Origin of the sequence: Paeniglutamicibacter gangotriensis Lz1y (assembly GCF_000348945.1) — a bacterium.
GTDB lineage: Bacteria > Actinomycetota > Actinomycetes > Actinomycetales > Micrococcaceae > Paeniglutamicibacter > Paeniglutamicibacter gangotriensis.
In genome coordinates this window covers 499,137-509,631 of the sequence record NZ_AOCK01000002.1, presented here as the reverse complement: position 1 = coordinate 509,631, position 10,495 = coordinate 499,137, and the positions used below count along the sequence as shown (strand labels likewise).

At 61.7% G+C, this 10,495-nt stretch carries 8 protein-coding genes and 2 pseudogenes; 5 read left to right on the top strand and 5 right to left on the bottom strand.

Going from position 1 to position 10,495, the window contains the following annotated elements:
* The first annotated feature begins 89 nt into the window (after nucleotides 1-89).
* Together ADIAG_RS20770 and ADIAG_RS05355 are read left to right on the top strand one after the other, a co-directional pair.
* Nucleotides 90-317 carry a transposase domain-containing protein gene (locus tag ADIAG_RS20770; RefSeq protein WP_007270302.1) on the top strand — a complete coding sequence of 76 codons (228 nt, stop codon included), beginning with the start codon at nucleotides 90-92 and terminating at the stop codon, nucleotides 315-317.
* A gap of 87 nt (nucleotides 318-404) precedes the next feature.
* A pseudogene (locus tag ADIAG_RS05355) lies at nucleotides 405-1,622 on the top strand (IS1380 family transposase); the annotation flags it as partial.
* A gap of 108 nt (nucleotides 1,623-1,730) precedes the next feature.
* Here the strand turns inward: ADIAG_RS05355 and ADIAG_RS05350 are convergent.
* From ADIAG_RS05350 to ADIAG_RS05340, 3 genes are read right to left on the bottom strand one after another with little or no spacing between them, the layout of a single operon-like run.
* Nucleotides 1,731-2,720, bottom strand: a complete 990-nt coding sequence (locus ADIAG_RS05350; protein ID WP_007270300.1) for a tyrosine-type recombinase/integrase — start codon at nucleotides 2,718-2,720, stop codon at nucleotides 1,731-1,733.
* The gene (locus ADIAG_RS05345) at nucleotides 2,717-3,673 is read right to left on the bottom strand and encodes a tyrosine-type recombinase/integrase (protein ID WP_007270299.1); all 957 of its coding nucleotides are present in this window, start codon (nucleotides 3,671-3,673) and stop codon (nucleotides 2,717-2,719) included. The genes ADIAG_RS05350 and ADIAG_RS05345 overlap by 4 nt, the downstream gene beginning before the upstream one ends.
* Nucleotides 3,652-4,728, bottom strand: coding sequence for a tyrosine-type recombinase/integrase (locus ADIAG_RS05340; RefSeq protein ID WP_235045835.1), 1,077 nt, complete (start codon nucleotides 4,726-4,728; stop codon nucleotides 3,652-3,654). Before ADIAG_RS05340 ends, ADIAG_RS05345 begins: the two co-directional genes overlap by 22 nt.
* Nucleotides 4,729-5,002: 274 nt before the next feature.
* On the opposite strand from ADIAG_RS05340, the pseudogene ADIAG_RS21350 reads away from it, so the two are divergent.
* Nucleotides 5,003-5,227 (top strand): annotated as a pseudogene (locus tag ADIAG_RS21350) (IS1380 family transposase); the annotation flags it as partial.
* A gap of 54 nt (nucleotides 5,228-5,281) precedes the next feature.
* Nucleotides 5,282-6,634 (top strand): IS4 family transposase, encoded by a 1,353-nt coding sequence (locus tag ADIAG_RS05335; protein ID WP_007270297.1) that lies wholly within the window; start codon nucleotides 5,282-5,284, stop codon nucleotides 6,632-6,634.
* A gap of 245 nt (nucleotides 6,635-6,879) precedes the next feature.
* On the opposite strand, the gene ADIAG_RS05330 is transcribed toward ADIAG_RS05335, so the two are convergent.
* Nucleotides 6,880-8,295 (bottom strand): sugar nucleotide-binding protein, encoded by a 1,416-nt coding sequence (locus ADIAG_RS05330; protein WP_007270295.1) that lies wholly within the window; start codon nucleotides 8,293-8,295, stop codon nucleotides 6,880-6,882.
* Between the two features lie 60 nt (nucleotides 8,296-8,355).
* On the bottom strand, nucleotides 8,356-9,354 hold the full coding sequence (gene rfbB, locus ADIAG_RS05325; RefSeq protein ID WP_007270294.1) for a dTDP-glucose 4,6-dehydratase: 999 nt from the start codon (nucleotides 9,352-9,354) through the stop codon (nucleotides 8,356-8,358).
* Between the two features lie 55 nt (nucleotides 9,355-9,409).
* Between rfbB and rfbA the strand changes: the two genes are divergently transcribed.
* Entirely contained in the window at nucleotides 9,410-10,285 is an 876-nt protein-coding gene (gene rfbA, locus ADIAG_RS05320) for a glucose-1-phosphate thymidylyltransferase RfbA (RefSeq protein ID WP_007270293.1), read from the top strand.
* Nucleotides 10,286-10,495 lie beyond the last annotated feature (210 nt).

The following is a 10,495-nucleotide window of genomic DNA, read 5'->3' as shown; positions in this document are numbered from 1 at the left end:
AAGACGGGTCCCGAAAACCCTTTTAATCCGGAGGAACTCCTGCCAAGGATGTGAGTGTTCAAGCACACAGACCGCACAGGAGTTCCTACATGCCATCCTCTCATTTCCCTGCCCCCGCTGGCCAGCCCGGCACTCCCGGGACAGGATCCCCGGCGGCCGATCGCGGGCATGACACCCCTGTTTGGGCCCCCGCGCACCTGGGCGCCCTGACCGAGCACCTCCCGGCCGGCCTGGTCGATAAGGCCTTGGAGGCGACCGGTACCCGGGAGCGTCGCATCCGCAAGCTACCCTGCCGTCATGAGGCCGTCCGTCATTAAGCGTCGTTAATGACGAAAAGGTGCCCTGATCTGGGAAAATAGAGTTACCACACAAAATTTCACACCAGAGCAGGAATCACCTTTTCGATGCTTAATGATACCCAAGTTTTTCCGTCCCTTCCGGCAGCCCTCACCAACCAGTCACTGATTTCCCATGCCGGACTGAACGTCCTGACCGCGTTCCTGGACGCGACCGGTTTCGCCGCCTTGTGTGAAGACCGCTTCTCCCAGTTCGTTCCCGAACAAGCCATCCACCGACCGGGACGAATCATCGGATCCCTCGCACTCATGCTCGCCGGCGGTGGAGAACACGTCTCGGACCTGGATGTCCTGCGCAACAGCCCAGGACTCTTCGGAGCCGTTCCCTCGAATGCGACAGTGTCTAGGTTCGTGGCTCGGGCCCCAGATCAGCCCGAGGCCTTCTCGCACGGATTCACCACCCTGAGCCGGCGACTGCGTTCCCGGATCTGGGAGGCCGCAGGAAAACGGAACCCCTCCGTGCTGGCCACGCGGCTGGATCCCTTGACGATCGACCTCGACGCCACTCTCGTTACTACGCACAGCGACAAAGAGGGAAGCGCAGGGACATACAAGGGCGGATATGGATTTTCCCCGATGATCGCGAGCATCGATTACGGCAAAGACAATGGCACCGGGGAAATCCTGGCCGCCATGCTGCGGCCGGGAAACAAGGGCGCCAATTCCGCGGCCGACCACATCCGAGTCCTCGACGACGCGCTCTCTCAGCTACCTGACTCCATGCACGACGAACACGGAAACCTGGACACCAAGCGGATCCTGATCCGCACCGACAGCGCCGGAGCCTCCCGCGAGTTCCTGCGCCACCTGCACTCCTTGGGACTGCAGTTCTCCACCTCTTTCGCACTCCCGGTCCCCAACGAACGCTTCATTCACTGGATCAACAACAAGGACCACTGGGAACTGGCCCTGGACCAGCACGGAAACGAGCGCCATGACGCGTGGGTCATCGACGCGACCAAGGTCATCGAGCTGAAGGATTACCCCCAAAACACTCGCCTGTACTTGCGGGCCGAACCGCTGCATCCAGGGGCGAAAGCCTCGCTGTTTGACGTTGATGGGCACCGGGTGACCGCGTTCCTCACCAATGCCCCGCGTTACAACGTTGCCTTCCTTGACGCTCGGCATCGCGCCCGGGCCAGGTGCGAAAATCGCATCAAAACGCTGAAGAATGCCGGGCTCGGGAAACTGCCGTTCACGGCGTTCGAAGCGAACCAGCTGTGGTGCGATCTGGCCGTGCTCGCCGTAAATCTGGTGTCGTGGATCTAATGCAGAATTCTGCATTGGATCCATTATGTAGAGGCCGCGGTTATGCAGAAAACACTCACCGAGTGGCGTCCTGATAAACCTTATGGATGGGTCAACTCTGCATAATTACAGCCCTTCCAGAAACGCCAAGAGAGTATCGGGCGCACGGTACCGGCCGGCCTTGGCATCCGGTGGCCTGGTCCGGTCCAAGGCCCGCTGCTTGAGGGCGAGGTCGGCGTGCAGATAGATTCCCGAGGTGCGGATATTCTCGTGGCCAAGCCAAAGCGCGATCGTGGCTATGTCCACGCCGGATTGAAGAAGCCTCATGGCGCAGGTGTGCCGCAGCGTGTGGGGTGAAATGTTCTTCACCGCCAGGGACGGGCATGTTGTCGAAGCCTCGACAACATGCCGTGCAAGGATTTTTGCAACCCCGTCACGTGTCAGTCGGTTGCCTTTGGTCCCGGGAAACACCGGGTCAGGTTGGGAAGGGTTTTGTTCCTTGAACCAAGCTGTCAGGTGCCTGCGGGCTTGGGCAGACAAAGGTGTGATGCGGTCCTTGCGGCCTTTGCCATGAACGAGCAGATGCGAGGAAGGCCCCAGCTCAACGTCGGCAACAGTGAGGTTCACCAATTCACTGACGCGCAGCCCCGTGACCACGGCCACCAGCAACAAGACCTTGTCTCGACGTCCCCTCCAGGTTGCCGTGGTGGGGGCATTGATCAGTGCGTTCGTTTCGGTCTCTGTCAGGTAGGCGACGATGGCCTTCTCCGTGCGCTTGGCCGGAATCGCCAAGACTCGCTGGATGAGTTCGGCGTGCTCTGGATATTCGAAGGACGCGTAGCGGAACAGGGCCCGGATGGCGGCCAGGCGCGCATTCCGTGTTTGGATGCTGCATCCGCGACTGTTCTCCAACCACGCCAGAAAACCGCCAATAATTCTCGCATCGAGATCTTCCAAGTCCAGTTCCTGCGGTGCCTTCCCAAGCGTCTCGTGTGCGTATCGCAAGAACAATCGGAAGGCGTCCCGGTACGAGGCAACAGTGTTTGCGCTGGCCCGTTGCTGGCCCATGAGTCGCTTGGCAAAGAATGCTTCCAGGATGGGCGCCAACGCGGTCATGATTCCTCCTGCAAATAGGTGCGTACTCGTTCAGAAACCAAGGTCATCAATTCCGGTGTTCCGCTCAGATACCAATAGGTGGCATCCGGATTCTGGTGACCGAGATACGTTGATAGCAGGGGCAGCAGTGGGCCGACGTCAGCACCGGATTGGTACCAGCCCTGGAGTGTCCTGACCGCAAAGGTGTGCCTTAGATCGTGCAAACTTTGTTGGTGACGCGTCTCCAGCCGTGGCAGCCCAGATACTTGGACCAGGCCGGCGAAAACTTGGCCGACAGAGCTGGAAGAGAGCCTGGTTCCCCGGGAAGAGAGGAAAAATGCGGGCTGCTCTGTCGTACCGAATTCCCGGTCCCGTTGATGTGCATAGTCGTCCAACGCGGTAATCGTGCTCGGGTGCAGCGGCAGCCGGCGCGTCTTGTGGAATTTTGCTTCCCGGATGGTCAGGGCGCCGTTCTCCCAATCAAAATCACTACGATCAAGGTTCGTTGTTTCGCTGCGCCGCATCCCGGTCACCGCCACCAACGAGATATAGGTCCGGTAGGTGAGTGCCCGGAATGCGGGCTGGATTTTGTCCGCAGCCGCGAGCAGCCGGGCAAGTTCCGCCTCGGAAAAGATGAAGGGTCGGACCCTGTGGTCCCCGTCTTTGATCGCGGAGGCCTCCGGTACCTGGGTCTGCGCGTCGAAGGCCTGGAGGAACTGGGCGAAAGGCCGGACAGCGCCCAGACGCGCGTACCACCAGGTCCGATCCGCGTTCGAGGGCAGGGTTGCCCAGTCCAGGATAATGGCGGTGGAGACGTGCTCGGCCCCGGTGTTTTGGAAGAACCTTGCGAAGTCCAGGAGCCGCTGGCCTTGGCCATGCAGCGTGTATCCCATGCCTCGGCGCATGCGCAGGTATTGATCGACCATCAGTGCGATATCAAGGCCGGTGGAGCTCATGGTGCGGTCTGCGGCCATGGCAACGCCAAACCCCGTAGGGAAGCGTCGTCGACCTTTGCATAAAGGGCGGTGCTGGCGGGACTGCGATGACGCAGGACCTGCCCGACCTCGGCCAGCGACGAGCCGGCACGTAGGAGCTGCGTCCCGGCGGTATGCCGGAGTCGGTGCGCGCAAGCTCCCGGAATTCCCGCGCGCTGCGCAGCGACCAGCACGACGTTTACGACATCGCCCGAAGTGATGCCCTTCAATGGTGCGTAGAGCTTCAAGAACATGGCGTTTCCCCAGCCAGGGGGACGCCCATGGCGCAGGTAGTCAACCAAGACGGACCCTACGTCGTGCGGCAACGGCAGTTTCTCCTGGCAGGACCCCTTGCCACGGACCAGGATTTCCCCGGCCCGCCAGTCCACGTCCTTCAGCAGCAAAGCCGATACTTCGCCGGCTCGCAATCCCAGCCTGCTCATGAGGACCAACATTGCGTAGTTCCGCAGGCCCGTCACGGTCCCGCGGTCGCACGTGGCCAGCAAGGCGTCGACTTCCTTCTGCGTCAAACCCTTTGGCAGGTTTGTGCCATGGCCCGCGGCGGAGGGAACTACATCCGCCCAAGATCGCTCCGTCAGGTCCTCCAGGTAGGCCCACCGCAGGAATGACCGCAGCCCCGTCAGCTCTTTTTTCGCGTGAAGACTTTTTTGGGCACTGTAGACGTCCATCGCAAAGGTAATGACATCCGACGCATCCATGGATTGGAGTGTCTTGGCAGATCCGTCCAGCCAGGCCACGAAGGAACCGGCCGTCTTCTCGTAGCTGGCGATTGACCGGGCGCCCAGCCCCCGTTCAACAATGAGATAGTGCCCAAAACCATCAATCACGGCTTGCTCGGGATTCGCCGGTTCCGTCGAGGCCGCGGGCCACGGGGTTGCGCCGGCGGTGCGCAAATACTCCAGCAGGAATGTGAACGAAGCCGCCGTTGGGGTCCGCTTCGAGGTCTCTGCGCTCAGGGCGTCAAGGAACACGTGCAATTCGCAATCATCCAGCGACGCGACATCCAGGCCCTTGTGCTGCAGCCATCGGTCCAATCGCCTTGCCAAGACCGTCAATTGGCGGATTCTCGATTCGGCATACCCTCGATCGTTCAGGGCCTCGCGAAATCCCTCTATGTAGGTTGAAAGGGGACCTCCCATGGACCCCGGTGAGTGGTTCACCATCTTGCTCGCCTTCCCTCGTTCGTTGGGAAGACAAGCATGCGCCCCACGTTCTTATGTAGAAACAGGAAGTGAAACCACGCCGGGAAAGCGCAGGACTTCACTCCACGCGGCATCCGTTTTCTGCATAACCGCGGCCTCTACATAATGGATGCAGCTGACGGTACTGCCTGCGGGCCATCCTGCCGGGGTTTGGGACATGAAGCGATGGCGCTATCGACTGTTTTCGATTGCGGGGAAACTCATCAGCAGCGCCAGACAGAAACGACTACTGATCCCCAAGGCAGCACCCGAATCGCAGCTCTTTGCCTCGCTCATCGAAGGAACCAAGCATCTGCGGCACCGGTGGCGAAACGGGCACCTCGCGGCATAAACACTCGCGCCGCGTACGAGCTCCCTTCAATACGAAAGACACCCTTTTCGGGAGATGGAACCCGGCACCAAGGTCAGCGACATGGCCCTACTTGGTATGCCCGAAAACGAATCAGGCCGCCGATCCCGGAAAAATCACGGAATCAACGGCCTGCTGGAAGTCGATGAAAAATCGAGGCTACCCTCCCGGGTGGTCGTGTATTTCGTGTTGGCGCTGGCGTTGTTCCCGCAACTTGGCTACCGGAACGTGTTCATCAAACTCTGCCTGCACACCACCGTGATCGCCAGGATCACCGAGTCGGCGCTCACCCAGGCGCGACGCCGCATCAGGGCCGCTCCGTTGCGGTGGCTCTTCGAGATGCTGCGCGGCCCGGCCCCGACCACCACCCGCGAAGGTTCCTTCTTCGGCAAGTACCGGATCTGCGCGATCGACGGGATGGTCCTCACGCTGCCCGATTCCCCGCAGATCCTCACCAAATACACCAAGCACCGCGGAAACCACGGCGGGACCGGGTACCCGCAGGCCCGGGTGCTGGCGTTGGTCGCCTGCGGCACCCGCAGCATCATCGACGCGGTCTTCGGACCGACGAGCATCGGGGAAACCATCTACACCCCGGCCCTGCTGCCGTCCATGGAACCGGGCATGCTGGTCCTGGCCGACCGCAACTTCGCCTCCGCCAGGCTGCCGCACCAAATCAGTGGAAAGGGGGCCCACTTTCTGGTGCGGGTGAAAAACCGGCGAAACCTTCCGGTGCACCGGTCCCTGGCCGACGGGTCCTACCTCTCAATCCTTGCCGGGGTTCCGGTGCGGGTGCTCGACGCCACCATCACCCTGCACACCAAGGCCCGAAACCACAGCGAGACCTACCGGTTGGTCACCTCCCTCACCGACCCGCAGGAGGGCACGGCCCTGGATTTGATGGAGCTTTACCACCAGCGGTGGGAGATCGAAACGGCGTTCCGGGAAATCAAGTCCACCCTGCTGCAGGGCCGGGTGCTGCGTTCCAGGAGCGTGCTGCTGGTCGAACAGGAAATCTATGCGCTGCTGATCGTCCAGCAGCTGCTGCGCACGGTGATGAGCGAGGCTACCAACGCGGTCCCGGACCTGGACCCGGACCGGGCCAGCTACACGGTAGCGCTGGCCATGGCCAGGGACCTGGTCGTTCTCGGGCACCCCGCCAACGGGGAACGTTCGGGCTGGCGGGCCCTGGCCGGGCGCATCGGCGACGAGGTCCTGGACCGGCTGCTCCCGCCGCGCAGGCTCCGGACCGGGTCGCGGACCGTCAAGCGGGCGATATCAAAGTTCCAGGCCCGGGCAGGCAAGCCGCACACCCCAACGCTGCCGGCGACCCTGGTCGTTGAGATCATGGCCCCCACGCCAGGCTTGCCAAACGCGATCGCAGCTTAACTTCACGGCATTGGAACTATCCCAGCGACCGTGGGTAGTCATGGCCGGCGACAGGCCTCTCCACATCCAAATTTTAGTCCGTCAAAGTGGAGAGCCCAAAGTCGCTTAATGACGCCCCGTCTCATGAAAACGCCGGGCTAATGATCACGGTAGGTTATGGATCCACCGCTGTCGAATCCGATCTGCGTGGCAGGCTTCTTGTGTGCTCCTAATGCACCGGCCAGCTGCATCTGCGATAAACCTTCCTAACGGGCGTCCAAGTAGAGACGCAATGCTTCTCGCTGAGGAGCAGGGGTGAAGCCGGCGTCAATAATTTTCGTCAGGTCCAGCGTGCTGTTGAGCGGGCGTTGGGCAGTCTCTTTGCCTCGGAAGTAGACGGCGGTGGTGACTCCGGCAACGTCCTCCGCGAGGCGCCCTGCGTGTTGGTAGACAAGTCGGGCGATGTCGGCCCAGCTTTCAGGTTCACCGCCGTTGGAGAGATTGTAGAGGCCGTATTCGGGACGTGCGTCCAGGAGGTGTTTGATGCCGGCCGCGAGATCGTTGGTGAAGGTGAGCCGGCCGATCTGGTCGTTGACCACGCTGGGCGTGATGCCCCGGGCGGCCAGGGTTTGCATCGTGGAAACGAAGTTGTTCCCCTCCCCGATGACCCAGCTGGTGCGCACGATGTAGTGGCGGGGCACGGTGGAGACCACGGCCTCGCCGGCAGCCTTGGTTTGGCCGTAGACGCCCAGCGGCGACACCGGTTCCTCCTCGGTGTGCAGTGCCTCGGTTCCGTCGAAGACGTAGTCGCTGGAGACATGCACCAGCGTGAGGCCGTGCCGTATGCAGGTCTTGGCCAGGAGTGCCACCCCGGTGACGTTGGCCGCCCAAGCCTCCTTGCGCCCATCCGGGGTTTCCGCCTCGTCGACCTTAGTGTAGGCGCCGGCGTTGATGACGGTGTCGTAGTCCCGCCAGTTCACTCCTGCGTAGTGTTCCGGGTTCGCCAGGTCGAATCCGCTACGCGAGGCAAAGTCCACGTGTTCCACACCTGCATATGCTTCACGCAAGGCCAGTCCCAATTGGCCGGCGGCCCCAAGGACCAGGGTCCTGCGCGGTCCCATGGGCACAACGTCCTCCAGCCGAGGGTGCTGGCGGTCCTTGTCCGAGAGTTCGGCATCCGCGAGCGAGATGGGCCACTCGATGGCGGCCGTCTCGTCGGCCAAGTTCAGGAACGTGTACTGGGATTGAGCCTCAGCCGACCAATGATCGTTGACCAGGTAGGTGTAGGCGGTGCCATCCTCCAGGGTCTGGAATGCGTTCCCGACGCCGCGGGGCACGAACACTGCCGTGGAGGAGTCCAGCTCGACGGTGAAGGAGTTGCCGAAGCTGGGGCCCTCTCGCAGGTCGACCCAGGCGCCGAAAATGCGTCCGGTGGCCACCGAGACATACTTGTCCCAGGGCTCGGCGTGGATGCCGCGGGTGGTTCCGGCGGTCGCGTTGAAGGAAATGTTGTTTTGCACCGGGGCGAAGTCCGGAAGCCCGGCGGCGATCATTTTCTCGCGCTGCCAGTTTTCCTTGAACCAGCCCCTGTTGTCGCCGTGCACCGGGAGGTGGACGACCACCATCCCCGGGATGGCCGCGACGGGATCTGCCCGCAACTGCTTGGAGAATTCAACACCCATGTGTGTGACTGCCCGCCTCTATTTGTTGTCGTGGTGTATTGGTGGAACGTGCTGGAAGGGTTACTGGCCCTGGGCCACGTATTTGGCCTCGGTCGCGGCCTTCTGCGGGCGCCACCATGCCTCGTGCTCTCGGTACCAGGTGACCGTGGCCTCGAGTCCGGCGGTGAAGTCGGCGTAGTCCGGAGTCCATCCGAGCTCGGTGCGCAACTTGGTAGAATCGATGGCATAGCGCAGGTCGTGCCCCGGGCGGTCCACAATGTGCTCGTATGAGCCCGCCGGCTCCCCCATCGCAGCGAGGATCGACTCGATCACGTCTTTGTTGTTCTTCTCCCCGTCCGCGCCGATGAGGTAGGTCTCCCCGAGGCGGCCACGGTCGAGGATCGCCCACACTGCAGAGGAATGGTCGTTGGCATGGATCCAGTCCCGCACGTTCTCCCCGGCCCCGTACAGCTTGGGCCGCACGCCGTCGATCACGTTGGTGATCTGCCGTGGAATGAACTTCTCCACGTGCTGGTACGGGCCATAGTTGTTCGAGCAGTTGCTGATCGTCGCGGCCAGCCCGAACGAGCGCACCCACGCCCGCACCAAAAGGTCAGATCCGGCCTTGGTCGACGAGTACGGGCTGGAGGGGTTGTAAGGGGTGGACTCGGTAAACCGTTCCGGGTCATCGAGTGCCAGGTCCCCGTATACCTCGTCGGTGGAGATGTGGTGGTAGCGCACACCGTGCTTGCGGGCCGCTTCGATCAAGGCGAAGGTGCCGATGATATTGGTGTCCAGGAACGGGCGCGGATCTTGCAACGAATTGTCGTTGTGCGACTCCGCCGCGTAATGCACCACCGCATCCACCGAAGACACCAGTGAGTCCACCAGTGTCGTGTCGCAGACGTCGCCGACCACCAATTGCATTCGGGCGGAGTCCATTCCCGCCAGCGAGGCCCGATTTCCCGCGTAGGTCAGCTTGTCCAGCACCGTCACGGAGACGTCTGTCTTCTCCATGAGGAAATGCACGAAGTTCGAACCGATAAAGCCGGCGCCGCCGGTCACAAGAACATGTTTCACACCCAAAAGACTACTGGTTGGACTATGGGCTTCCTAAACTGGGAAGATTCATCCTATGAAGGGCATCATTCTCGCCGGCGGTACCGGCTCGCGTCTCCACCCAATCACCCTCGGCATCAGCAAGCAGCTGGTGCCCGTCTACGACAAGCCGATGATCTACTACCCGCTGTCGACCCTGATGCTCGCCGGCATCCGGGACATCCTGATCATCACGACCCCGCAGGACATCGACCAGTTCCGGCGACTGCTCGGCGACGGCTCGCAGTGGGGCATCAACCTCAGCTACAAGACCCAGCCCTCTCCCGACGGGCTCGCCCAGGCATTCATCATCGGCGAGGACCACATCGGTGACGACAAGGTCGCCTTGGTCCTCGGCGACAACATCTTCTACGGCCCGGGCATGGGGCACCAGCTCAACCAGCTGACCGACATCGAGGGAGCAGCGGTCTTCGGCTACCACGTTGCAGACCCAACAGCCTACGGCGTGGTCGAGTTCGACGAGGTCGGGAATGCTATCTCACTCGAGGAAAAGCCGTCCGTTCCCAAGAGCAACTACGCGGTCCCCGGCCTGTATTTCTATGACAACCAGGTCACCGACATCGCCCGGAACCTCAAGCCGTCGCCACGCGGGGAACTGGAGATCACCGACGTCAACCGTACCTATCTCGAACGCGCCCAATTGCAGGTTTCGGTCCTGCCCCGCGGCACCGCGTGGCTGGACACCGGAACCTTCGATTCCCTCAACGACGCCTCCAATTACATCCGCACCATCGAGGCCCGCCAGGGACAAAAAATCGGGTCCCCCGAGGAAGTCGCGTGGCGCAACGGCTACATCACCGATATGCGGCTGGGAAAGCATGCTGCCACCCTGGCCAAAAGTGGGTACGGCCAATACCTTGGGACACTGGGTATGGAAGCATTAACGGACTAGTGTCCCCCGCTTGTTGCCCAATGACAAGAGTCGAGATTCGGACCCGAGGTGTGGGCCCAGCAGTACTGCGTTCCTCCGTGTACTCGACTTCGTTCTGTTCTCGGATCCGGACCCCTGCCATCCTTGGAACTCATCCTTACCCTATTTCACCCTATTTCGCGGAATTATTGTGGTACGAGACAGCCGGATTCCAGCCTCACGCTCGTGCCA

Coding starts and splice junctions, on each gene's coding strand:
- ADIAG_RS20770 (WP_007270302.1), top strand. CDS start 90: ATGCCATCCTCTCATTTCCCTGCCCCCGCTGGCCAGCCCGGCACTCCC.
- ADIAG_RS05350 (WP_007270300.1), bottom strand. CDS start 2,720: ATGACCGCGTTGGCGCCCATCCTGGAAGCATTCTTTGCCAAGCGACTC.
- ADIAG_RS05345 (WP_007270299.1), bottom strand. CDS start 3,673: ATGGCCGCAGACCGCACCATGAGCTCCACCGGCCTTGATATCGCACTG.
- ADIAG_RS05335 (WP_007270297.1), top strand. CDS start 5,282: ATGGAACCCGGCACCAAGGTCAGCGACATGGCCCTACTTGGTATGCCC.
- ADIAG_RS05330 (WP_007270295.1), bottom strand. CDS start 8,295: ATGGGTGTTGAATTCTCCAAGCAGTTGCGGGCAGATCCCGTCGCGGCC.
- rfbA (WP_007270293.1), top strand. CDS start 9,410: ATGAAGGGCATCATTCTCGCCGGCGGTACCGGCTCGCGTCTCCACCCA.